Consider the following 24626-nt stretch of genomic DNA (forward strand, 5'->3'; position numbering starts at 1 on the left):
CGGTTCTGCGTATCACTTCTCGGCTCCTGGATGAGTGATCAGGTGGATACGAGCAGTGATCATGTCTCTGTGTTAACTCCCCGGCAACATCATGGCTTCAAAACCGGCCAACCGTCACGTAGACGGAATCTGGCCATGCATCGGATCCGGCTCGGCGTTCGGCACGTTCCTCGCCCTCGCCGGGTCTTCACCGGCTGACCGTTCAGTCGTTCGGGGTGTCACCCGTTCCGTAGAAGATTCCGCGACACGGCGTGTGACGGTCATCGGTTCGGCATTGCCCTGATCGAGTCAGGGGCCACTGCGAACGGAGGCGCCCCGTGCGAATGACCGACATCCAGCGCTGCGAGGTCCGTCCCGGGCGGCTCGTCGAATGGACGCTCAGTCCGGCGACCGTCGCGCTGGCGCCGGGCCTGCCGGAGGACCCCCGGCCGCCGGCGTACATCCAGGAGTCGCATGTGCGCACGGTCCGATCGGTGCGCGAGGACGGTCTGGTCCTGCCGACCTGGCTCGGCGCGGCCTTCGACATCCCGGGCCGGGTCGATCTCGACGCCCTGCACGAGGCACTGCACCACTGGACGCTGCGGCACGAGACGCTGCGCAGCGGCTTCCGCTGGGTGGAAGACGACATGCGCCGGTTCACGCTCGACGCCGGGGCCGTGGAGCTGCAGCGGGAGGAGATCGGCGATTTTCCCGAGGCGGGGGAACTGATCCGCTACCTCCAGGACCGTTTCGACGCCGCGGCGTACGCACTCGGCTGGCCGAACTTCATCTACACGGCGGTCGTCCGCGACGACTGCACCAGCGTGTACATGGCCTTCGACCACAGCAACGTCGACGGGTACTCCATCATGCGCATTCCCGCGGAGATCCACGAGCTGTACACGGCGGGCGTCGAGGGCCGTTCCGTGGAGGGGACGCCCGCCAGCAGTTACGTCGACTTCTGCGAGGCCGAACGCACGGAGGCGGACCGCATCGACGACGACCACGCGATCGTCTCCCGATGGCGGGGGTTCATCGCCCGCTGCGGCGGACAACTGCCGAACCTCCCCGTCGACCTCGGCCTGGAACCCGGCGGCCTGCACACCCAGAAGCTCATGCGCGAGATGCTCGTGGACGCGGACGCCGCCGCCGCGTTCGAGGCGCACTGCCGGCCCTTCGGCGGCAGCCTCCTCGGCATCCTGGCCGCCACGGGCCTCGTCGTGCACCGGATCAGCCGAACGCCCGTGTACCGCACGGTCGTGCCGTTCCACACGCGGCTCAAAGGCCGGTGGTCGGACTCCGTGGGCTGGTTCGTCGGCGCCGCACCGATCGAGGTCCCCGTGGCGGGGGCACCCGACTTCCACACCGTCCTGAGAGCCGTACGCGCCGAGCTGCGGGCCAACAGACCGCTCGCGCGCGTCCCCCTCGACCGGGTGCTGCGCCTCCTCGGCCCCGGCTTCCGCCCGGAGTCGCCCGACCTGTACTCGGTCGTCTCCTTCCTCGACACCCGCGAGGTGCCCGGCTCGACGCGCTGGGCCGACCTGAAGGTGTACGGGCTGGGCAGGGTGACGCACGGCGACAAGGTGTACGTGTGGTTCAACAGGCTCCACGAAGGCATGTGGTTCACCTGCCGCTACCCGGACACGGATGTGGCGTACAAGAACATGCGGCGGTACGTCGAGGGGCTGCGGGACGTGATCCTCTCGGCGGCCGGACCCACCCGCAGCCGGCCCCCGGAGGACCCGGCCCGGCGCGGTGCCCGGGCCGAAGCCCGCCCGGGCACCGCACTGCGGATCGGTGTGCGTCAGCCCTCCACGCCGTAGTACTGCGCGAGGAACTCCGTCACCTCCTCGCCGTGTGCCACCAGCTCCGGCAGGTGGGTGGCCAGGGCGGAGCGGACGGCGCCGGCGAGTTCGGCGCGGCTCGTGGCCGCGGCCTTGACGTACGGGTCGAGGCGGCGGACCAGCTCGTAGTTGCTTTCCACGTCCAGTTGTCGCATCGCCCGCTCCAGCGGCGGGGCCTCGGCCGCGGGCACCGGCGGCAGGAGCCGGCTGACGAAGGTGACGCGGTGCATCACGCGCCAGCACGGCGGCCTGCGGTCCGACTGACGGGCCTGGCGCAGGGCGGCCGCGTTGGGGTCGGTGCCGTTCTCCAGCCACTTCGGGTCGACGACCTTGTGGAAGAAGGTGTCGAAGTGCTCGGTGTCCTCGCCGAGGTAGAAGCTGAGGAACCGGTACGCGTCCACCTTGCCCGGCGCGTTGACGGGCTTGCCGTCGGCGTCGAAGACCGGCTTGCGGTTGGCGTCGTACTGCTGGACGTTGCCGGACGGCGAGCAGACGACGTTCAGCCCGAACGAGCGCGTGGCCTCCTTGCCGCGCGCCCGCGTCGTGGTCATGCCGCCGCCGACCGAGGCGTCGAGCTGGGCGTTGATACCCACGCCCATGACGTCGAACGAGCTGCCGACGGAGGCACCCACCGAGCCGGACATGGAGTACGAACCGGAGGTCGTCTCGCTGACGACGTCGGTCGTCTCCGTCGTCTCGGCGAAGAACCCGCCGTCCGCCGTCCACACATAGGTGTTGACCAGGTCGCGGCGGGAGAAGCCGTCGCCGGTGGAGTTGCCGGCGGTCTCCCGTCCCTTGCCGGGCGAGGTGTCCCCGCCGATCGCGCCGCCGAGGACGCGGCCGGCCCGCTCGGCCGTCGGGTCGGGCGTGCCGGTCTCGGTCGAGACCGTCTCGTAGTAGCTGCGCAGCCGCTGCTGGTCGCGCTGGATGCGCCGCTTGATCGCGTACGCCTCGCGCGGCTTGTAGTAGCTGTACTCGCCCTGCTCGCGGGCGCCCGCGTAGTCGGGGTCGAGGACCCTGCCGCGCTCGTCGTAGCCGACCGTGCCGTCCAGCGTGCCCTGCTTGGTGTAGCGGGGGTTGAGCGGGAACGGGATGACGCTCCAGTCCTTGGGGACGTCCGGGTTGGGCTGGATGCGGTAGGCGACCAGGGTGCCGCTGTGCGCCAGGCGTAGCGCGAAGACGTCGGCGGTCTGGGACTGGACGACCGCGAAACCCGTGTTGACGGGGACGTAGCGGCGGCCGAGAGAGGGGTTGAGCGGCTTGAGCGGGTCCTCCCAGCTGCCCGAGAGGTCGACCTTCATGGCCCGGGCGGTGTTCTCGCCCTGCGAGACGGCGGTCTCGTCGGCCCAGCTGTTGGAGAACTCCAGGCTGCCGCGCACACCCACCGACACCCTGGCCTTCGCCATCGACTTGGCGACGCCGAAGCCCAGCGGCGCGGCGATCATCCACATGTCGACGTCGACCTCGTTGGAGAGGGCGAAATCGAACGCCGCGTCGACGCTGCGCTCCTTGGCCGACGACAGGGAGTGGACGACCTCCTCGGCCTGCGTGAGCTCCACCGACGCGACGCTGTCGTAGGTCGCGCTGCCGGGGTCGATCGTGTTGGGCGTGAGGTTCTCCGACGGCACGGGCGGCGCGCCCTCGACGTAGCCGACCAGCTGCGGGTCGAACTGCACCTGGCTGACCCACTCGCTCACCAGGTCGCCGACCTTGTAGCCGGTGACCAGGTGCCAGCGGCCGTCGCGCAGATAGCCGTACGCGCGCTTCAGGACGCCGAACGCCTCGCCCTTGGCGGTGTACTGCATGTCCGCGTACTCGGCGACGGCGGGCGCACCGGAGACCGTCTCGTGGAAGGGCGTGCGCATCGCGGCCAGGGCCGAGCGGACCTGCGCGGTGTCGCTGGAGACGGGCGCGGTGGACAGCACGGTGGCGGGGCGGCGGGGGGCGGCTGCCAGCGCGAGGTCGTTGCCGCGCAGACCCTCGTCGCGGACGACGCCCGACGACTCGTCGGTGGAGGCGCGGTCGAAGGACCAGTAGGCGATCAGGTCCTCCTTCTCGCCCTTGAGGCGGGTGAAGAGGTTGTCGAGGACCTGCTCCTGGGTGCGGGCGGTGCGCCAGACGCGGACCTCCTCCAGGATGCCGTGGAAGGGCTGGGTGACCTGGCCGTCCTTGAGCCGCGCGCCGAGGGAGAGCTGGGCGTCGCCGTAGTCGGCGAAGTCCTTGCCGTCGAGGGGGTCGCAGGCCACGGAGACGCCGTTGCGGTAGATCCGGAAGGCGCTGCCGCGCGGGTCGGGGTTGCGGGTCCAGCGGGCGCCGCGCAGCCGGGCGGGATGCGAGCCGGTCGTGTCGGCCGCGGTGTTGCCGGCGTTCTCCTCGAAGCGCCACTGCGCGGTCAGGCCGCGGTCGCGGGCGGACACGGGCGTACCGAGCTGGGCGGCGTCGCGCGCGAGGCCCCACAGCCGGACCTCGGCGACGACACCGGTGAAGGAGTGGATGTCCAGGCCCGCGCGGGCCCGGCCGATGTCGAGCGTGCCGGCGTTGCCCTTGGCGCCGGGTCCCTCGTAGCGGGCGGAGCCTGCCTCCCGGCCGTCGATGAAGAAGCGGATGTCCTGCCACTCCTGGACGTCGACGGACTCGACGAGCTCGACGGTCTGCTTGACGGGCTTGCCGTCGGCGCCTGCGGCGGTGATCTCCTTGTTGCCCTTGCGCTCCTGCATCGACCGGCCGCTCTTGCGGACGACGGCGAGGCGGTGGAACGTTCCGGCACCGACGGCCTCGGTGGAGGTGAAGCGCACCAGGTTGCCGCCGGGCTCCTCGAAGCCGAACTCCAGCTTTCCGTCGGGCAGGACGAGCAGCCGGTACGGGACGCTGCCGCCGGCCCCGTCGGCGGTGCGGCCCTTGGAGAGCAGGCCCTGCGTGGCGCCGAGGGTGTCGACGCGGCAGAAGACCTCCAGGGTGAGGTCGTCGGCGATGTCGAGCGCGTCGTTGTCGGGCGTCTCCAGGTACGCGCCGTCGGAGAGCTCGACGGCCCAGGACTGCTGGTAGGCGACGGCGAGGTGGGTCCACTCGTGCGGGGGGAAGGCATCACGGGTGGCCACCATCCGGTCACCGGCCCCGGCGACGATGCGGTACGTGGTGTCAGCGGCCGTCGCGAGCGCGGCGGGCGCGGTCGTGGTGGTGACGCCGCCGCGAAGGTAGACGTGCCGGTTCTGGCCGGAGCGGTCCAGGACGCCGGGCTTGCCGCCCACCTGGGCGAGTGGTTCGGCGCAGGGCCAGTAGCCCATCAGACCGGACTCCTTGCCGGTCAGCCGCCGGTTCTTCAGCTCCCGGACCTCGGCGGCGGTGCGGGCGGTGCCCCAGAGCCGGACCTCGTCCGTCTCCACGGCGGCGTAGTCGGGAACCCAGCCGCCGAAGTGGCTGCCGAAGCTGAAGAGGCCGTCTCCCTGGTACGCGGCGGAGGCGGTGCGCCGGGTCTCCTCGACGCCGTCCCGGTAGATCACCTGTTCGCGGGTGGTCGCGTCGAAGGTGCAGGCCCAGTGGTGCCAGTCCGTCTCGTCGTACCCGTAGTCGGTGGTGAGGTCGTCGCCGTAGAAGGCGAAGGTGAAGGCGCTGCCCTCGCGCCAGCCGATGTGCAGGGCGCCCCTGGTACTGCCGTGCGACGTCCCGTGGCCGATGACGTACTGCGCCTTGCCGTTCCATTCCTTGGTGCGTCGCGCCCAGAACTCCACGGTGAAGGACTGTCCGGCGAGGCTGAAGCCCTTCTCGGTCATGGCCACGCCGCTCGTGCCGTCGAAGGCCAGCGCGGGCACGACGGAGGCGGTCGGGGCGAGGAGGCCCAGGGTGTACGGGACGGCGCCGGTGCCGGCGTGGACGACCCTGGCCGCGCCGGACACCCCCTCGGGATTGACCCACGCCTCCAGGGTCAGGTCGCTGCTCACCGCCACCCGGTCCAGTCCCTCCCGCGGGAGGGTGAGGACGCTCTGCTGTCCGTCGAAGGAGTATGCCCGGCCCGGCTTGTCCGCGCGCCAGCGGCAGCCGTGCCCGGCGACGAGGTCGGACACCTCGCCGAGCGGGACCTCCCGGGCCGTGCCCGGGTCGGCCAGCACCAGCCGGGAGCCCGCGGAGAGCGGGACGCCGGGGCGGTTGGAGGAGGCGCGGCGATGGTCGTGGCGCAGCCGCTGGACGGGCTCGCCCGGCTGCGGTTCGGGGCCGCCCTCGCCGGCGTCCAGCAGGAGCCTCGTGGCTCCCGGCGCGTAGCCGGCGCCCGTGAGGTAGAGGTGGCCGCCGACGGTGACGGGCGTGCCGGCGGGCAGGACGACGGAAAGGGGTTCGGCGAGCCGGAGCTCACCGCCGACGACGTCGCCGGCCTTGCCGCCGGACAGGAGTCTGCTGGTCGCGTCGAACGACTTCACTGCGCCGATCGTGACGGGCTCCTCCGGGGTCCCGTTGACGATCGCGGCGAAGTCGGCCGCGTGGCGCGGCAGCCGCTGCCAGGTCTCGCGCTCCTCGCCCCGCTCGATGGTCACGTCGCACAGGCCGGGCCCGTCACCGGCGGTGACACGGATCGTCACCGATCCCAGGCCGGTGCCGGAGTCGCGGGCGGTGAAGGTGACCGCCTGGCCGTCACCCGCCGCCAGCCGGCGGGAGGAGCGCGCGACCGCGGTGTCGTAGTAGGTGGCGAAGAACTGTCCGTTGGTGCCGCGGAAGTACAGCACGACGTTGCCGGTGGCGCTGTCCAGCAGGTACGGCCGGTCGGCCGAGCGAGCGAAGGCCAGCAGTGCGCCGGAGGTGCTCAGACCGGTGCGGTCGAGGGAGAGCTGGGGCACGGGCAGCGCGATGTCGTCGGCGCCCTTGAGGCCGCCGGTCAGCCGGGCGAGCTCGTCGCGCTTGGCCGTCAGCTCGGCCTGGCCGGCCTCGATCTCGCGGCGGCGCCGCTCCAGCAGCTCGCGCATGGGGCGGAGCTCGGCGAGCTGTGCGTCGAGGGCCTCCACGCGCTTGGCCGCGTCGCGGAAGGCGGAGCCGGAGAAGTCGTGGAGGGCGACGCGCTCGATGACGAACAGCCCCTCGCCGGACTCGGTGACCGCCGCGGGGTCGTACTGGACGACGCGGTCGCCGAGCCGGTCGGGGGCGCAGACCGCCTTCCCGCTGTACCGGTTGACGACGGTGCTGAAGCCGTCGCCGCGCTCCTGGATGTGGAAGTGGGTGTTCCAGGCGCCGGCCTGCCGCCGCCACACGATCAGGGGCGCGTCGTCGTCCCGGCGCTCACCGGCGACGTTCATGTCCTTGCCGGTGTGCGGATTGTGCAAAAGGTAGGGCGTGGGGCCGCTCCAGGAGGCCCCCGGGGGCATCATGACGGCCCACAGCGCCGACTTCGCCTCCTTGTCGGAGGTCCTGATCAGCGGCGGCTCGCTCCCCGCGCCGTCGTCCTTCACGGCGAGGTACTGCGGCTTGCCGTCCCGGGTGTTCTTGAAACGGAGACGGCATGTCCAGCCGTCGATCTCCTGCCACTTGGCGTGGAACGCCTCGCGGAGGCGCTCCAGCTCCGGCACGTCGGCGGTCTGCCGGGCGAGGTCGGCGACCTCGGTCTCCTTGGCCGCGATGCCCTGGACCAGCTCGCGGATCCGGGCGTCCAGCTCGCTGATGGTCTCGACGTCCGAGCTGCCGTCCGGCGCGGCGAGCACCGGGAGCGCCAGCTCGTCCGGGACCTGGGCGAGGCGCCCGTCGCGGCCGACACCGAAGTCGACGGTGGCGATGTACGCGTCGTCGGTGGCGGCGCCGGTCCTGGGGTCCGGCCCGGAGGTGGCGTACGAGAGCAGGACGCGGGCCTGGCGCTTGGCCGGCTTCGGGTCCTTGTCGTAGCCCGTGCTGGACTGTTCCTGCTGGTGGTAGAGGACGGCGGAGAGCCCGGAGGCGGTCTTCCGGCCGGCGACGGCGAAGCTGTCGCGGCGCACGCCCGGGTGGTCGCCGACGGGCGCCTCGGAGGTCACCCAGCGCGGACCGCCGAGGAGTTCGCCGTGGCGCGCGTGGTCGGTCTGGTCGTGCAGGCGGGTGCCGGATCCCTCGTCGAAGCGGTAGTACGCGACGAGACCGGGGTCGTTGCCGATGAGACGGACGCCCTTGTCGCGCTTGAGCTCCTCGGCGGTGCGGGCGCGGTTCCAGACCCGTACCTCGTCCAGCTCGGCGCGGGCGCTCTGGGCGAGGGCGCGGCCCAGCAGGAGGGCACCGGTGCCGGCGTAGTCGCCGCCGGTGGTGCGGCTGGCCGCCTCCTCACCGTCGCGGTAGACGGTCTGCCGGCGGGCCTTGTGGTCGTAGACGCAGGCCCAGTGGTGCCAGGTGGTGTCGGTGACCGGGCCGTCGGCGTTGAGGTCGTCGGCGTAGAAGGCGAAGGTGAAGCGGTCGTCCTGACGGAAGCCGATGTGCAGGGACTTGAGAGGACTGCCCGACTCGTCCCCGTGGCCGACCAGGAACTCCTGGCGGCCGTGTGCGGTGCGCCGGGCCCAGAACTCAACCGTGAAGTCGCGGCCGGCCAGCTCGGGTCCCTCGGTCACGCGGACATGGGCGTCACCTTCGCCGAAGGCGAGGGCGGTCTCGGCGTGACCCTCGGTGCTGACGACGGGAACCAGCGGCAGTCCGGTGAACGGGCAGGTGCCGGGGCCCGATTCGTAGACCGCGTCCCGGTGGGCCGGGTCGGGGCTGGTCCATGCCTGGGTGCCCTGGAGGTTGAACAGCCCGTCGCGGCCCTGCTCGACGTTGAAGGAGTCGATGCGGCCGGTGGCGTCGTTGTGGGCGAAGACCTGCCAGCGCTGCTGCCCGTGCACGGCCGTGGGAACGAGCAGGGCGGTGAAGCGGCCGCCGGAGAGGTGCCGGACGAAGGACAGGTGCTGGGTCGGCTCGTGGAAGGGGCGGCCTTCCATGTCGGTCGTGCCCAGGCTGTCCTTGGCCGAATCCGGACGCGTCCTGTGCCGGCTGCGGCGGTACCGCGCCTCCAGCACGGGCTTCAGCTCCGCGCCGACCAGCAGGAACCGGTCGCACAGCAGGGTGTCCGCCGCCAGCGGCACCTTGGCGCCCGTGCCGTCCGTGACGTAGCCCGCGCGCTCCGCGTCGCCGGAGGACCCACCGGCGGCCAGCCGGTGCACGGCATCCGGGTGCTCGGCGCCTATGGCCTGGCGCAGGACGACGATGTGCGTGCCGTCCGACAGGACGTGGAAGGGCACCGGGGCCGTGAGCCTGGCCGTGGTGGACAGGAAGGGGTCCACCTCGTCCGCGTCCAGCCGCTCACCGGCTGCCGCCTCGATGCGCCCGCCGTTCTTGACCACCGGTAAGGCGGTGGCCCCGGCGGCCGCGAAACCGATGTCCGTGATCTCCGCGGGGAAACGCAGCGGAAGCGGGTTCTCCGACCAGTAGGCGGCGTCGAGTTCGCCCTTGGCGTCGTCGTGCCGGGAGAGATCGAGCACGCTGTAGACGATCCGCCGCCGGTCGTCCATCGCCAGGGCCACCGTGGTGCCCTGATGCCTGACCGTGGTGGTGTGCACATAGGTGCGGTCGCTGTAGACCTTGAGAAGGTGCTGCTCGCCGGACAAGAAGTCTCCTTGAGGGGCCCTGGCACCGGCGAGTGGCTCGCGCGGGCCGAGGTGCGGACCGTGATGAGTTCGTGCTGAGAAACGCCGCTGACCTGCGGTGCTGAGGAGGCGGCGCGCCAGCGGACAAACGATTTATCAGCCCCGGGACGGCGTCAAGGAGCGCTTTGCGCCACACGGTTGCCGGGGAAGCCAGCCGAACCGGGCGTCCGACGACGACCTCATGCCCCGCGGCGGATCCGGCAGCGCTGCCCCCGTCCCCCCGGCAGCCACCAGTTGGCCCTGCCCGCCAGGGTCATCAGGGCGGGAACCAGAGCGCCCCGCACCACCACGGCGTCCAGCAGGACGGCCAGGGCCAGCCCCGCGCCGGTCAGTTTGAGCGGGGTGACCTGGGAGGTCGCGGGTCCGGCCATGGCGGTCGCGAAGACGAGGGACGCCGCCGTGACCAGGCGGCCCGTCTTCTGCATCCCCGCGACCACGGCCGCGGTGTTGTCACCTGACGCGAGGTACTCCTCTTTGATGCGGGCGACGATGAAGACCTCGTAGTCCACCGACAGCGCGTAGGCGGTCGCCAGGAGGAAGACGGTCGTCGTGTCGAAGAGGTATCCGGGGGCGTGGAAGTCACCGACGACACCCCGCAGGTGCCCGTCCTGGAACACGTACACCAGGCAGCCCAGCGTCGCCGTCAGGCTTGCCACCGCCACCACCACGGCCTTGAGCGGCACCAGCAGACTGCGGGTGAAGAGCGCCATGAGCACGAACGTCCCGGCCGCGATGAGCCCGCTGGACCAGGGCAGGGTCCGCCGGATGGCGGACGAGGCGTCCACCGCCTCCGCCGCCTCCCCGGCGACGAGGACACGACCGTGGGCGGGAAGCGCACGCAGCCGCCTCACCAGGCCCGCCGATTCCTCCGTGACGGGGGCACGACGTGACGTGACGACCAGCACCGGGCCGCCCGGTGCATCCAGGTGCGCGTCCCAGGGGCCCGGCGCCTCGGTCCTCGTGCCGCCGCGGTACCGGCCGGTGAGGGCGCGGACGCCGGCAGTCTGCGGCAGCGCCGACACGGTACGGGCGTAGCCTTCGACGTCCTCACGCGACGTCCCCTTCGGGAGTCCGACGGTCAGGTCGCGTTCCGGGGCCGAGGCGAAGTCCTGACGGATCGCCACTGAGGCGGTACGGGTCCTGCTGTGCTGGGGAAGACCGTCCACGCTGTTCGGGCCGAGGACGACATGCCATGCGGGCAGCGACAACGCGGCCAGCGCGCAGGCGGCGGCGAGTGTTGCCACGACAGGCCGCCGGGTGACGGCCAGGGCCACCCGGCGCCAGCCGGGGCTTCCCCCCGGGCCGGCGGCGCCGCGCCCGCGGAGGCGGGCGAACAGGTCGAACCGGTCGATGTGCCGTCCGAAAAGCGCCAGCAGAGCCGGGATCACGATGACGGAAGACGCTGCCGAGAACACCACCACGGCGATGGCGGCCCAGGCGGCCGAGCGCAGGAACACGAAGGGAAAGAGCAGCAGGGCGGAAAGGGACGCCAGCACGATGCTCGCCGAGACGACGATCGTATGACCCGCGGTGCGGACGCTGCGTCCGATGGCCTCCCGCAGGGATGCGCCGCCCGCGGATTCCTCGCGGAAGCGCGAGACCACCAGGATGCCGTAGTCCACCGCCAGGCCGAGCCCCAGAGCGGTGGCGACGTTCGAGGCGTACACCGAGACCTCCGTGAAGGAGGTCAGCAGCCGAAGGAAGGCCAGGGTGCCCGCCGTGGCGATCAGCGCACTGACGACCGGCAGCAGCGCCGCGACCAGGGAACGGAAGACGAAGAGGAGAATGAGCGCACAGGCCGGCGCGGAGATCAGCTCCGCCCTGAGCAGGTCGGCACGGTTGTCCTCCAGGGATTCGGCATGAGTCCACGCCGTTCCCGTGGGCATGACCGTCACCGGCCCGCGGTGTTCACCGAGGGCGGCGACCAGTCGTTGGGCGGTCTTCGCCCTGCGCGACTCGTCACCGGTCAGATCGGCGGTGACCAGTGCCGAGCGCGCGTCCCGGGAGAGCAGGGCGGGATCGTTCGCGCTCCAGTACGAGGAGACGGGTCCAACCCCCGGCGTCCGCCGGACCTGCCCCTCCACCGCGCGGCCCACCGCCGCGACCTCCGGCGTGCGGACGTCCGACGTGGCGCGCAGCAGCAGCACGAGGTCGGGGGCGGAGAAGCCGTAGCGTTCCCCGAGCGTGGCGCCGTCCCGGATGGCGGCGGATGGGGACGGGGCCGCCCCGGTGATGCTGAGCCGGTCCAGGCCGCCTGTGCCGAACAGGCCCATGGCCACGGTGGCGACAGCGCAGGCGGCCAGTGTCAGGCGGACGGTGTGCCAGGGCCGCCACCGAACGACGGCTGCGAGGAGACGAAGGCCGCCCCGGGTCGCCGACTCGTTGTGAACGCTCGTCTTGCCGTGAACGCTGTGCCGACGGTGCACGGACGCACCTCCCTGCGCTCGGCCGGCCACTCGGTCATGCCGCAAGGCCGCATGGGGAAACGGGGAATTTCCGGTGTGCCGACGGACGGGCGAGCCGCGTGTTCCCCGAGGTAACTGGCCCAGGGAATCACCGGATTCATTCGGGATTACCGCACTCAAGGGCTACCCGGAAATTCGAGGGTCGAGTCGCAAGCAGCCTCTGCCTCGCAGAGCCGGGCCGACTCCTTGCGCATCGCGGCCGAAGAGCGCTCCGCTGTTCGACAGCAGGGAGCCGGTACGTACCGCTTTAGACGGAACGGCCTCCGCCGGCGTTTCCCTCACGCAGAGGCGGGGTAGTCCGTGGCACATCCACAGAAGGATTCTCATCCATGGCTGCGCTCGCCCTGATGGCCTTCGTTCTGGTGCTTTTCGCGGGTTCGCGCTGGATTCCCGGGCGTTCGGTGCAGGCAGCGGTGACGGACGATACGGGCACTCCGCGGGCCTACCGCCTCAACGGTGCGTGGCTGTTCGCGCTGACCGCGAGCGCCGTGGCGGGCTGCTGGCTCCGGGCGCCGCGGGTCCTCGCCTGGCCCGACCGGCACTGGGGGGAACTGCTCCTGGTGGCCAACGTGTTCGCGTTCACACTGGCCTGGCTGCTGTTCCGCGCCGGCAGGCGCCGGACGCCGGCCGCCTCCCGGGGGCCCGGATGGCGGCGCGGCCTGGCCGACTACTTCTACGGAGTGCAGCCGAACCCCGTATGGGCGGGGGTGGACCTGAAGTTCTTCTCCTACCGTCCCTCTCTCATCGGGCTCTTCGTCTTCAACATGTCGGCCGCGGCCGCCCAATACACGGCCCAGGGCTCGGTGAGCGGCCGGATGCTGCTCTACCAGCTCTTCTGCTTCCTCTATCTGGCCAACTATTTTCAGTTCGAGGGCGGCATGGTGTACACGTGGGACCTCATCGCCGAGAGATTCGGGTGGATGCTGGTGTGGGGGGACTACGTTCTCGTGCCGTTCTTCTACGGCATCTGCGGACGCACGCTGATCCACGTCCACACCCCCCTCCCACTCTGGCTGGGAGCGGTGTGCTGCGCGCTGTTCGTCTTCGGCTTCTGGCTCTTCCGTGGAGCGAACGACCAGAAGCACCGCTTCAAAACCGGGGGAGCGACCACCATCTGGGGCCGCCCGGCCGAGACGCTGGGCGGCAAACTCCTGGTGTCGGGGTTCTGGGGCATCGGCAGGAAGCTGAACTACACCGGCGAACTGCTGGTGTACCTCAGCTGGACGCTGCTCTGCGGCACGGGTTCCGTCCTGCCGTACCTGCTCCCGGCCTTCCTGTTGCTCATGTTCGTGCATCGGGCGCACCGCGACGACCGCCGCTGCCGCGTCAAGTACGGCCGGCTCTGGGAGGAGTACTGCCGCCGCGCCCGGTTCCGGATGTTCCCGTTCGTCTACTGAGATGTGCGTCTGCTGAGGTTACTGAGCACCCTCGTTCACCTGCCCCAGCCGTGTCCCGGAGGGCGGCTCATCCAGCGCAGCCAGCCGAGGTAGTCCCCGCACGCGCGCAGGGACGTGCGCCATGTCGTGCGGCACCGGCCTGTCACCAGGTGTTCGCGCAGTGCGTGACCGGCGACGTGCAGGACGGCACCCGTCAGGGAGAGGGGGCCGAGTTCTTCCGCGCACAGCAGCCGCATCATCCGTTCGCGTTCGGTCCCACTGGCGCGCAGGACGGCGTACATGCTGCGGCGCAGGTCCCCGGTGGCCCGGCCCGGGTCGCAGAAGATGCGGTGCATGGCGGCGGCGAGGTGTTCGTGTGCCCGCACGGCGGCCCGTCGGCGCCGGCCGTGAGCGGCGACGTCCTCGCTGCGGGCGAGACATTCGGCGTCGCGCAGGCCGATGGTCAGCCCGGAGGCGGTGAGCGGGTGACAGGTGCCGACCGCGTCACCGACCAGGGCGTAGGGCCCCCGGCCGTGGAAGGTGCGCGGCCGGACCCGGTTGGCCGCCCACTGCACCGTCCTCTGCTCCAGGGCCGTGCACAGGGGCCCGGCCAGGGTGGCGGGGAGAAAGCGTGAGTAGTCGCGCTGTACGTAGGACGGCAGGTCCATGGAGCGCAAGGGTGACAAGGGTACGTCGATGGTCACCCGGACTGTGTCGTCGTCGAGCCGGTAGGCCAGTACGGGGCCGGGGCCGCCCGCGAAGACGTGACCGTATCCCTCCGCGGGGAGGGCGAGGCCGCGCAGCAGCACACCGGCCGTGCGGGAGACGGTCGTCGCCGGGCCGGCGGAGTGGATCGCGCGCCGCACCACGGAGGACTGTCCGTCGCCACCGATGACGCGCCCCACGGGTACGTGCCGTTCGGGTCCGCCCTCCCGGGTGTAGGTGACCGTGGCGTGCCGGACGGAGGTGACGCGCGCCCCGAGAGTGAGGGTGATGGCCGGGTGGTCCGCCGCGACGGCCCGGAGAGCGTCGACGAGCTCGCAGTGGCGTACGGTGGCGGCCCGCTCGCCGCGCGGGCAGGCCAGTGTGATCGGCGGGCTGCCGTCCTCCGGGTGCAGGACGAAGCCCAGGGCCGGGAGGGCGAGGCGCGGCGGCATGCCGACCCCGAGCCTGCGCAGCACGGCGACTCCGTCGGGGTGGAGCCACTCCCCGGCCAGCCGGGTGGGTGGCCGGCGCGCGGCCTCCAGGAGCAGCACGCGGTGGCCGGCGCGGGCATGGGCGAGTGCAGCGGCGCAGCCGGCCGGGCCCGCACCGATGACGGCGACGTCGCACGGCGTGTCCATCGGTGGTCATCGTTTCCTGCGGCGGTAGCGCACCGTGCACGGTTGCCGGGGCGGGTGCCTCAGGGTGGAGCGGGCCTCGCGAACCTGGGGGTCGGCGAGTTCGAGGTCGAAGGCGCGCAGGAGGACGCTCCAGATGACCTTGATCGTTTGCTGGGCGAAGGCCGAGCCCAGGCAGGGGTGCCGTCCTCCGCTGAAACCGATCAAGACGGGGGGAGTGGTGCGGTGTTCCCCGCGATCCGGAAGGTAGCGGTCTGGATCGAACCTCCCGGGGTCGCGGAACACGCCCGGCAGGCGATGCGACGCTCCCGGCGAGACGCACATCATGTGACCGCGCGGTACCCGGTAGCCCTGGACGCACAGGTCTCGTGCGGCCGTGCGGGCGAGCAGCCAGACTGGCGGGTGCAGGCGTTCGGACTCCAGGAGGCAGTGGCCCAGGCGGTCGAGTTCGTGGAGTGGTGAAAGAGTGGTCGGCGGGTAGTCCGTGAACGCCGCTTCCTGCTCCGCGCGCAGAACGGGAAGCCACTGGGGGTGCTGGAGCAGGAGGACTCCCGTCCAGGCGGCGTGGACCGGGGTGGACGCCGAGGCGAACAGCCAGCCGAGCATGAGGGCGGCCGCGGTGTCCTCGTCCAGGGAACGGCCGTCCGGCCCCACCGCACGCATGAGCTCCACGAAATGGCTGCGCTCGTCGCCCTCGGGACAGTCGTGGGGAGCGATCTCCTTGATGGCGCGGGTGAGGCTCTCCCGTGCGCGGCCGGCTCGGCGGTGGTGGGGCAGAAGAGCACGGGAGCCGATCACGAAGGACATGAAGAAGGCGGTCTCCAGCCGGTTCATCAGCTGGGGCAAGACCGGTCCCATCGTCCGGCCGAACCGTGGTCCGATCAGGCAGTGGGCGGTGATGCGCATGGTCAGGTAGTGCATCGTCGTCATGAGCTCGAACGTGCCGCAGGCCCCCCACGGGGCGATGTGCCGCTCGACCTGATCGAACATGACCGGGACGTACCGGGCCAGGGCATCCCGTCGGAGGTGGGGCAGCAGCAGGGTGTCATGCCATGTCTTGACGTCATCGGGGATGTTGAAGACCACCCCCGGGCCCAACAGGGGAGTCACGAGTGGTTCGTAGACGGGGCGGCGGTCCGCTTCGGAGTCGTCCAGGCCCAGGACCGCGGCGTTGGCCTGTGGCCCGCAGAACGACGCCACCCGCCGGCCCGGCAGCGAGAAGGCGACGGCCTCGCCCTGCCTGCTGTGCGCACGCAACAGAAAACCCACGGGGTCGCGGACGAAGGGAACAGTGTGCCCGATCAGCGGCAACCCTCCTTCGACCTCGGGGAGTTCCCGTCCTTCGGGCGGGGAAGTGGCCTGTGCTTCGGTGGTCATGGTGCACCTTCGGGTCCTTCGGGCGCGATCCGGGTCGCGGGGGTGGAGGGAACGAACGGGGCGACGGCCCGCAGGTAGCAGCCCACGGCCATGGCCGGGAAGTACACCGGGTACAGGCGGTAGACGAGCATCATCGTGGTGAAGAAGACACCGTTGACGTGGCCACCGGCCCAGGAGCCGTCCTCCTGCTGATGGGTGCACAGCCAGCGGACGCCGTTCTCGACGACGGGGTGCCGCGGCCCGAGCGTGTCGAGTCCGGCCAGGACCGCCCAGGCGGTCATCTCGGGCAGACCTCTGTCCAGCGCGAGGTGACGGCGTTCGAGGCAGCTTCGCCAGTCCTCGCCCCAGGAGCCGTCCTTGAGCTGGGTCTTCCGCAGCCAGCCGGCAAGCGCGGCGAGCGCCGGGTCGTCGGCCGGGACCCCCGCGGCGCGCAGCCCGCGGGCGGCGTGGAAGGCGGCGTAGGTGTAGTTGATGCCCCACGTTCCGCTGAAGGACCCGTCATGATTCTGGGACGCGCGGATGTACGCGACGCCTCGTGCGGTCGCCTTTCCGGCACGGCGGCGCGCGGCCGGGTCCAGCAGGGGCCGCATGCGGCCCAGGGCCGTGAGGACGGAGCCGGTGCATTCGACCGACGACGTGTCGGTCATGCACCCGGCGAACATCTCCGTCGGGTTCAGTGCCTCCATCCAGTGGCCGACGCGCCGGCGGTCGAGGGTGCCGAACCCGCCGTCGGGGTTCTGCCGGTCCAGCATGACCTTCATCGCGCCGAGCAGGGCCTGCCGGTCGAGGTGGGCGGTCGCCGGAACCCGGTGGGCGCCGAGGCCGGTCGCACGCTGCGCCCCCAACAGGGCGCCCACTGCCTCGGCCGTGCAGTCGCTCACGGGCCAGCGGCTGTGGCCGTCGGAGAACGCCCAGCCATGGCGGACGGTGCGCAGGGGCGGCACACGGCCGGTGTACGCGGTGATCTGCGCCCCGCGCAGGAAGGTGTGCGCCCGGTGGAGCGCCGGGCCCAGCCGGTGGTCCGCTTCGTGGACCGCTTCCCGGTCCTCGCGAGCAGCGCCTCCCGAGCCTCCCGAGCCTCCCGAGCCTCCCGAGCCTCCCGAGCCTCCCGACAGGAGGGCTTCCACGGCGAAAGAGGTGTCCCACACGATGGAGCGGTCCCCGCAGACGCGCAGGCCGCGGTCGCCGTCCTCCCAGCACCAGTAGCGCAGGCGGGCGACGGCGTCCTCCAGCAAGGGGTGATGCCGGTTCCGGGCGAACAGCACCAGGCATTCCACCAGGGCGTTCACCGAGGACAGACCGTGGTGCGGCGAGGCGTGCTGCTCGTCGACGACGGCGCGGTGACAGCGCTCCAGCGCGACACGGCGCAGGCGGCGGCTGTGCACCCGCTCCCATCCGCGCAGGCAGCACTGCAGCACGCGCAGCGCGCGACCGCAGGCGACGTAGACGTCCGTGCTGCGGCCGGGTGGGACACCGGCACCGGCACCGGCTTCCGGGCCCGGTCCGGGAAACAGCTCACGGCGCAGGTCGCGGCCGACAGGGCCCGGGTCCGCGCAGAACCTCGCGCCGTACAGGTAGGCCATGGCCTGGTAGAGCATCCGGGTCCAGCCCAGCAGTCGTCCGGGGTGCAGGGGAGCCCACTGGGGGAGGAGCATCATCTCGGGGGGAACCGGCGCCACCTGCCGGTAGGGCACCAGGCCCAGCAATGCGAGCCAGAAGAACCCCCATTGCGGAACGGCGTGGACACCGCCCGGCTGTGCGTGGATCCACTTCCTGGCGTCGGCGGCGAGGGGGTCGTCGGATTCGGTGCCGAGCAGGCGCAGGGCCACGTAGGCCAGCGTCGTGGCGTACGCCGACGGCGGCGCCTGCGGGTGCATGCCCCAACTTCCCTCATCCGAACGGGTCGTCCGGTAACACCGGAGGATGGCCTGTCGCGTCGGCTCGTCCGGGGGACGTTCCAGGATGTGCAGGACGATGACGTACTGGGAGAGGATCATGGTGCTCCACTCCATCTCGCCCTCCCACGCACCGTTTTCGTGCTGGAGGCCGAGCAGGCGCGCGCAGGCGGCGTCGTACGCGCGGCGCGCACCGGGCACCGGCGTGCCGGCCGCGGAGTCGCCGGTGGCGGTGTCGGGCGTCGCCATGAGCCGTCATCCTCTTTCGATATGCCGGTCGCGGGAAGGGTCGATGGCTTCCGTACGGAGGATTCTTCCTTCGGCTCCTGATCGATAAGCTGCACCATCGAATGAGGACTACGGTTCCCTATAAAAGAGAAATCCTCATCTTCATACGATCCGGCTCATCGTATTGAAGGGCGCGGGCGTATCTGTGCGCCGTATCCAAGTGCCCATGCGACCCCTGGCGCGAGAATTTCACCCGGTGGCGGGGGAATCCTTCCGTGTATCCCGCATACAGGGGAAGCCGTCATCTTCATACGTACTGAAAAACGGGGGAGGGGGGCCGTGATTCTCGTGACAGGCGCAAGTGGGCATCTGGGGGCGAACCTTGTGCGCCGCTTGCTGGCCGACGGTCATGAGGTCCGGGCACTGGTACGGCCCTCCGGACCGGCCGCCCGCACGGCCGTCGAGGCGCTGGCCGGACTCCCCGTCCGCCGGACGGTCGGCGACGTGCGGGATCCGGCGGCGGTCGCGGCCGCCGTCGAAGGCTGTGAGGGCGTGTACCACTGCGCGGCGCGCGTGTCGACGGCTGCGCGCGGGCACCGCGACATCCACGCGGTCAATGTGCTGGGCACGCGCAACGTGCTCGAAGCCGCGCGCCGGCACGGCGTGCGCAGGGTCGTGGTGACCGGGTCGTTCAGCGCCACGGGCCCGACCCCGGGGCGGGCCAGCACGGAGCGCGACCCGCACTACCCCTTCGGGGCCCACACCCCGTACACGCGCAGCAAGGTGCTGGTGGAGCACGAGTGCTGCAAGGCCGCGGCCCAGGGCCTCGACGTGGTGGTCGCGGTCTCGACGGCCATCATCGGCCCGCACGACTACGTCCCGTCCAGGATGGGACGCGTGCTGCTCGACTTCGCGCACGGACGGCTGCTCGCCTACATCCCCGGCGGCTTCGAGTTCGTCTCCGTCCAGGACCTCGTACAGGGCCACCTGCTGGCCATGGAACGCGGCCTGTCGGGGCACAAGTACTTGCTGTCCACCGAGTTCCGCACGGTCGACCAGATGATGAACCTCTACGCGCGGGCCACCGGCCGCCCCAAGCCACGCCTGCGGATCCCCGCACCGGCCATGGGGGTGCTGGCCCGGCTCGCCGAGGGGCCACGGTCGGTGCTGACGCCGCACAGGGAGGCGCGCTTCACCCCCGCGGCCGTTCGCTTCCTGCGCTCCGAGCGGCGGGCGGACTGCTCCCTCAGCCGCGAGGTCCTGGGCTACCGCCCCACGGACATCACCACCGCCGTCGAGCAGGCGTACCGCTGCTTCGCCGACCGCGGGCTGCTGGAACGGCGCGGGGCGGCGAAGCCCGCGCCCCGCCCCGCCGGGCGGCGCGCGCGGGGCGCCGGGGCGGTGCCGCGATGACGACCGGAACCTCCGCGGCGGCCGGCCGGGGGACCCTGCCCGCGCCCCGCCTGCCGGCCCGCCACCTGCCGTGGCTTGGGCCGCTGCCCGCCTTCCACCGCGACCCGGTCGCCCTGCTGCGCACCGCGCGCGAACAGGTGGGCAATACCTTCGCCTTTCCCCTTCTGGGTCAGGAAATCGTCTTCGTCTGCGGACCCGAGGCACATGCCGAGGTGTTCGAAGCGGACGAGACGGTCCTCAGCCCGCGCGAGGCATACCGCTTCATGGCACCGGTCTTCGGGCGCGGCATCGGCTACGACGCCACCCCGGAGGAGATGGACGCGCAGATCGCCCCCATCCGACCCGTCCTCGGCTCCCGGAATCTCGACGCCTACGCCCGTGTCATGGAGGCCGAGGTACGCGCCCAGGTGGCGCGCTGGCCGGCGGAAGGCGAGATCGACCTGCTCGCCGAGCTGAACCGGATGACCGTGGCCATCGCCACCCGCTGTCTCATCGGCGAGGAGTTCCACCGCCGCATGGGCCCGGAACTGCCCCGCCTCTACCACGAACTGGAAAGCGGCATCCGGCTCGCGGGCATGCTCAGCCCCAAGGCACCGATCCCCGCCTTCCGGCGCCGCGACCGGGCCCGCGCAGCCATCGCCGACGCCATCGGCGAAGTCATCGCGGAACGCCGCGGGCGGCGTCCAGGGGGCGGGCCCGCCGGCCTCCCCGGCCACCCTTCCGACGCCGCCCGCGAACAGGACATGCTCGCCGTGCTGCTCGCGGCCCGCACCCCGGACGGGCAGCCCCTGCCCGACCACATCGTCACCGGCATCCTGATCGGCATGATCTTCGCCGGCCAGCACACGAGCGCGGTACTCGCCACCTGGACCGGCGTGCTGCTCATGCGCCACCCCGAGTACGTGCCGCGGCTGCGCGCCGAGCAGGACGAGCTGTGGGAAACCGGCAGCCGGCTCGGCACCCGGATCCTGCACCGCATGGAACTCCTGGGTAACTGCGTGCGCGAGGCCGAGCGGCTGCACCCGCCGCTGATCCTGCTGATGCGCAAAGCGCTGCGCGACACCACGATCCGCGGCCACCGGGTGCCGGCCGGGTCCCTCGTCATGGTCTCCCCCGCGGTGGCGCACCGCATGCCCGAGGTGTTCCGCGACCCCGATCGCTTCGACCCCTCCCGCTACGGCGCAGGGCGCACCGAGCACCACCGCCCCTACGGCCTCATCGGCTTCGGCGGTGGCAAACACCGCTGCATCGGACTCGCCTTCGCCTACCTCCAGGTCAAGACGGTGTGGAGCGTCCTGCTGCGCGCGGTGGACCTGCGGCCCGCCCGCTCCGCCTACGCGCCGGACTACTCGACCTTCGTCCCCGCCCCCACCGCCCCCTGCACCGTCCGCCACCGCAAGCGTTCCGCGGGGGCGTCGTGACCGGCGACCGCCGGCCCGCCCGGCCCGCCCGGCCGGACCCGCACCGGCCCCCGGCGTTCGCCGAGGCACGCAGCAAGCGGGCCAAGGTGCGGGCGGCCGGCATGGATCCCGACTACTGGTACGCCGTCGCCTACGAAAGCGAACTGCCCCGCGGCAAGACCTTGGCCACCCGCTTCTGGGGTCACCCCATCGTGGTCTACCGCGGCACGGACGGCAGCCTGCACGCCCTGGAGGACCGCTGCGCGCACCGGCAGCTGAAACTCTCCGGCGGTGAGGTCAACGGCTGTCATCTGACCTGCACTTACCACGGCTGGACCTACGACGGCGACGGCAACGTGGTGCACTACGCCCACGACCTGTTCGGCCGCGCCCGGCCCGAGGTCAAGGTGCCCGGATATCCGGTCACCACCCGGCACGGCCTGGTCTGGATCTTCCCGGGTGACCCGGCCCTGGCCCCCGTGCGGACGATCCCGGCCATCCCGGAGCTGTCGGGGAGCAGGCCGTGGGCCCGGCTGGACGCCTCGTACACCTGGCAGGCCCACCACTCGATGATCATCGACAACGTCAGCGACTTCACCCACAGTTATCTGCACCGCCGCTTCCGCCCCTTCTGGGACGCCAGACTCACCCGCCACGCGCTGATCGGGGACCGGGTGGAGCTGTCGTACGAGACCTTCGTGGGCGGCGGCCGCCTCACGTCCCGATTCGTGGACCGGCGCCGCGTGGACACCACCTCCATCGAGCTCGCCTTCGACTACCCCTACCAGCGCTCCGACACAGGGGGGTCGATCAAGCACTGGTGCTTCGTGCTGCCGATGGACCGGCGCACCAGCAGGGTGTTCTTCGTCTTCTACTTCGACGCGGTGAAGATCCCCGGCACCCGGCGGACACTGCCCCGCAGCCTGCTCCCGCACTTCATGCGCCTGGCCGGCGCGCTCGTCGTCAAACCGCTGCTGTGCGAGGACGGCGATGCCGTGGAGGCGGAACAGCTCGGCTACGAGACCCATTACGCCGCCCCGATCGTCGAACTCAACCCGGCTGTCGGCCTCTTCCAGGACCTCACCATCCGCAAGTGGGAGGAATTCCTTGAGCGCGACCGATCCCGCCCCGGTTCCTCAGGCATCGTCACTGCCGACGGACGCGTCGTCCCCTCCCCCCGCGGCCGCTGACAGGGAAGCGCGCCCATGAGCCGGACGCCCGTTCCCCGCTCCGCCCGGTGGCTGGCCGAGCACCGCTGGCTGTACGTGGTCCCGGTCCTGCTGCCGCTGTCCAAGGCGTACGCACTGGCCGAGGCGCTGTCCTCCTCCCGGCTGCTCCGTCCGCGGCGAGGTGCCCTGCGGCGCCACCGGCGGCGGGTGGCCCGGATGCAGGCCCGCGTGCGGCAGCGCGAACGACAGGGCGGGGAAGGGCTGATCTGCACCGCCCGCCCGCAGTGGCGCTCGATGGCGCACTCCCGCGAGGAGTCCTACAAGGACGGGGCGTTCCTGGTGCCGGCGCACCTGGACGACATCCTCCACGTGGATACCGGGCGCGGCACCGTGACGGTCGGCCCGGCGGTCACCATGGGGCGCCTGACGTCCGCGCTGCCGCGCGGCTGGACCCTGCCGGTCGTGCCGGAGATGGAGGACCTCACCGTCGGCGGCCTCATCATGGGCTACGGCATCGAGACGTCCTCCCACCGCCACGGCCTGTTCGCGGACACCGTCGCATCCTGCGAGGTCCTCCTGGCCGGTGGTGAGGTGGTGGTGGCCGACCGCACCCGCCGCGCGGACCTCTTCCACGCCCTGCCCTGGAGCCGCGGCACCCTGGGGCTGCTGACCTCCGTGCGGCTGCGGATGGTTCCGTCCGCCCCGTGGGTCCGCCTCACCTACCACCGGCTCGACAGCGCGGCCGCGCTCACCGAGTGCATCGCGTCGTACTCCTCCGGCCCCCACCCGCCCGACTTCGTGGAGGGCTTCCACTTCTCACCGACGGAAAGCGTCGTGGTCACCGGCACCCTCGCCGACCGCCCCCGCGCCGGCGACGGCACGGTCAACCGGATGGGACGGTGGTACAAACCCTGGTTCTACGAGCACGCCCGGGCCCGATGCCGGCTGCCGCGCAACGCCGAGTACGTACCGCTGCGGGACTTCTACTTCCGGCACAGCCGCAGCATCTACTGGGCGGCCGAGATGCTCGTCCCGAGCGGTAACCATCCACTCTTCCGGTACACCCTGGGCTGGCTCATGCCGCCCAAGGCCGCGTTCCTCAAGCGCACCGAGACGCCCGGGATCCGCCGGATGTACCTGCAGAACACGGCGACGCAGGAAGCCCTCGTACCCGTGCGCGCGCTGCCCGAGGCGATCGAGAAGTGCCGCGAGGCGTTCCACGTGGACCGTATGTGGCTGTGCCCGGTGACTCTGCGCCGCACCGAGCCGGAGGGCCTGGTGAGCCCCGGTACCCCGGACGGACTCTACGTCGACATCGCCGTCGTCTTCGAGACGCCGGAACCGGTCCGGCTCGGCCGGCCCTGGGACGCCCGGCAGGCCACCAGGGAATTCGAGACCTGGCTGCTGGACAACGGCGGCTTCCAGGTCCCCTACGTCGCCTCGCACATGACACATGAGGAGTTCTGGACCATGTTCGACGGCCGGCCCTACCTCGCCGCCCGCGAGAAGTACGGGGCGGAAGGCTCCTTTCTCGACATCTACGACAAGGTCAGCCGCAACTGACCCACCGGAAGGGCCACGACGATGACCGAAACCACCGAGGCGGCGCTGGAGCGCTACCGCCAACTGGCCGCGGCAGGCGACTCCGCCCGCAGCGGTCACTACCGCGACCTCGTGACGTCCTACTACGACCTGGTCACGGACCTGTACCTGGAGGGCTGGGGCGCGTCCCACCACTTCGCCCCCCTGAAGCCCGGCGACTCGCACGTCGACGCCCTCGCCGCGCGCCAGAAGTTCCTCGCCGACCGTGCGGGCCTGCGCCCCGGCATGAAGGTCCTCGACGTGGGCAGCGGGGTGGGCGGTCCGGCCCTCAACATCGCCGGCCTCTCCGGTGCCCATGTGACGGGCCTGGACCTCACCCCGGGGCGTGTCGAGCGCGCCCGCACGCGAGCCCGTGACCTCGGACTGCAGGAGCGGACCACGTTCGTCGAGGGCGACGCCATGGACATGCCCTTCGAGGACGCCTCGTTCGACGTCGTCTACGCCTTCGAGGCCATCTGCCACACGGCCGACAAGGACCGCGCCCACGCCGAGGTCGCCCGGGTCCTCAAGCCCGGCGGGCTCTCGATCGGCTACGAGTGGCTCGCCGGCGACGGACTGACCACCGGAGAAGTCCGCCGCCTCGTCGAGCCGGTCTGCCGCTACTACGCCCTGCCGCACCTGGCCACGCCGGGCGGACTCGCCGCACAGCTGCGGCGCGCCGGCTTCACCGGCATCGTCGTGGGCGACGCCGAGGCGACGGGAGACCTCGCGTCCACTTGGGACTACCTGGACGAGCTGGCCGCTCTCGGCGAACAGCTCGACGACTCGCCGGTCAGGAAGTTCATGGTCCAAGGCGCCCGCGCACTGACGCGGGCGGCCCGGGAGGGAGCCTTCCTCATCGAGTTCTGGGAGGCCCGCAAACCGGGAGCGCCCTCCGCGTGATGCGATGGCGCGCGGAGCGCGCGTCGGCACCGTCACC

General features: G+C 71.6%; 12 protein-coding genes. 7 read left to right on the top strand and 5 right to left on the bottom strand.

What is annotated here, in order from left to right; genetic code table 11:
- Nucleotides 1-317: 317 nt before the first annotated feature.
- The gene (locus tag LE181_RS21990; protein ID WP_225663234.1) at nt 318-1802 is read left to right on the top strand and encodes a condensation domain-containing protein; all 1485 of its coding nucleotides are present in this window, start codon (nt 318-320) and stop codon (nt 1800-1802) included.
- On the opposite strand, the gene LE181_RS21995 is transcribed toward LE181_RS21990, so the two are convergent.
- Nucleotides 1784-9403 (bottom strand): LamG-like jellyroll fold domain-containing protein, encoded by a 7620-nt coding sequence (locus tag LE181_RS21995; RefSeq protein ID WP_225663235.1) that lies wholly within the window; start codon nt 9401-9403, stop codon nt 1784-1786. The genes LE181_RS21990 and LE181_RS21995 overlap by 19 nt on opposite strands.
- Nucleotides 9404-9621: 218 nt before the next feature.
- Nucleotides 9622-11868, bottom strand: a complete 2247-nt coding sequence (locus LE181_RS22000; RefSeq protein ID WP_225663236.1) for an MMPL family transporter — start codon at nt 11866-11868, stop codon at nt 9622-9624.
- Between the two features lie 368 nt (nt 11869-12236).
- Here LE181_RS22000 and LE181_RS22005 point away from each other — a divergent pair, with 368 nt between their 5' ends.
- Entirely contained in the window at nt 12237-13304 is a 1068-nt protein-coding gene (locus tag LE181_RS22005; RefSeq protein ID WP_225663237.1) for a phosphatidylethanolamine N-methyltransferase family domain-containing protein, read from the top strand.
- A 35-nt stretch (nt 13305-13339) separates the two neighbouring features.
- On the opposite strand, the gene LE181_RS22010 is transcribed toward LE181_RS22005, so the two are convergent.
- From LE181_RS22010 to LE181_RS22020, 3 genes are read right to left on the bottom strand one after another with little or no spacing between them, the layout of a single operon-like run.
- A complete protein-coding gene (locus LE181_RS22010) occupies nt 13340-14626 on the bottom strand; it encodes an FAD-dependent oxidoreductase (RefSeq protein WP_225663238.1) in 1287 nt (428 codons plus the stop codon).
- Nucleotides 14627-14632: 6 nt separating this feature from the next.
- Nucleotides 14633-16000 (bottom strand): cytochrome P450, encoded by a 1368-nt coding sequence (locus LE181_RS22015; RefSeq protein WP_225663239.1) that lies wholly within the window; start codon nt 15998-16000, stop codon nt 14633-14635.
- The gene (locus tag LE181_RS22020; RefSeq protein ID WP_225663240.1) at nt 15997-18144 is read right to left on the bottom strand and encodes a squalene/oxidosqualene cyclase; all 2148 of its coding nucleotides are present in this window, start codon (nt 18142-18144) and stop codon (nt 15997-15999) included. Before LE181_RS22020 ends, LE181_RS22015 begins: the two co-directional genes overlap by 4 nt.
- 327 nt (nt 18145-18471) lie before the next feature.
- Here LE181_RS22020 and LE181_RS22025 point away from each other — a divergent pair, with 327 nt between their 5' ends.
- The 5 genes from LE181_RS22025 to LE181_RS22045 are packed head-to-tail and all read left to right on the top strand — an operon-like array spanning nt 18472 to nt 24589.
- Entirely contained in the window at nt 18472-19536 is a 1065-nt protein-coding gene (locus LE181_RS22025; RefSeq protein WP_225663241.1) for an NAD-dependent epimerase/dehydratase family protein, read from the top strand.
- Complete coding sequence (locus LE181_RS22030) at nt 19533-20957, top strand: cytochrome P450 (RefSeq protein ID WP_225663242.1); 1425 nt, start codon at nt 19533-19535, stop codon at nt 20955-20957. Before LE181_RS22025 ends, LE181_RS22030 begins: the two co-directional genes overlap by 4 nt.
- Nucleotides 20954-22126 (top strand): Rieske 2Fe-2S domain-containing protein, encoded by a 1173-nt coding sequence (locus LE181_RS22035; protein ID WP_225663243.1) that lies wholly within the window; start codon nt 20954-20956, stop codon nt 22124-22126. Before LE181_RS22030 ends, LE181_RS22035 begins: the two co-directional genes overlap by 4 nt.
- Nucleotides 22127-22141: 15 nt before the next feature.
- Nucleotides 22142-23668, top strand: coding sequence for an FAD-binding oxidoreductase (locus LE181_RS22040; protein WP_225663244.1), 1527 nt, complete (start codon nt 22142-22144; stop codon nt 23666-23668).
- 21 nt (nt 23669-23689) lie between these two features.
- Nucleotides 23690-24589, top strand: a complete 900-nt coding sequence (locus LE181_RS22045; protein ID WP_225663245.1) for a class I SAM-dependent methyltransferase — start codon at nt 23690-23692, stop codon at nt 24587-24589.
- Nucleotides 24590-24626 lie beyond the last annotated feature (37 nt).

It is taken from the genome of Streptomyces sichuanensis (genome assembly GCF_020328095.1).
Classification (GTDB): Bacteria; Actinomycetota; Actinomycetes; order Streptomycetales; family Streptomycetaceae; genus Streptomyces; species Streptomyces cinnamoneus.

What these genes read in the sequence shown, in the direction of transcription:
- LE181_RS22005 (WP_225663237.1), top strand. Translation starts at nt 12,237, where the DNA reads ATGGCTGCGCTCGCCCTGATGGCCTTCGTTCTGGTGCTTTTCGCGGGT.
- LE181_RS22010 (WP_225663238.1), bottom strand. Translation starts at nt 14,626, where the DNA reads ATGGACACGCCGTGCGACGTCGCCGTCATCGGTGCGGGCCCGGCCGGC.
- LE181_RS22015 (WP_225663239.1), bottom strand. Translation starts at nt 16,000, where the DNA reads ATGACCACCGAAGCACAGGCCACTTCCCCGCCCGAAGGACGGGAACTC.
- LE181_RS22020 (WP_225663240.1), bottom strand. Translation starts at nt 18,144, where the DNA reads ATGGCGACGCCCGACACCGCCACCGGCGACTCCGCGGCCGGCACGCCG.
- LE181_RS22030 (WP_225663242.1), top strand. Translation starts at nt 19,533, where the DNA reads ATGACGACCGGAACCTCCGCGGCGGCCGGCCGGGGGACCCTGCCCGCG.
- LE181_RS22040 (WP_225663244.1), top strand. Translation starts at nt 22,142, where the DNA reads ATGAGCCGGACGCCCGTTCCCCGCTCCGCCCGGTGGCTGGCCGAGCAC.
- LE181_RS22045 (WP_225663245.1), top strand. Translation starts at nt 23,690, where the DNA reads ATGACCGAAACCACCGAGGCGGCGCTGGAGCGCTACCGCCAACTGGCC.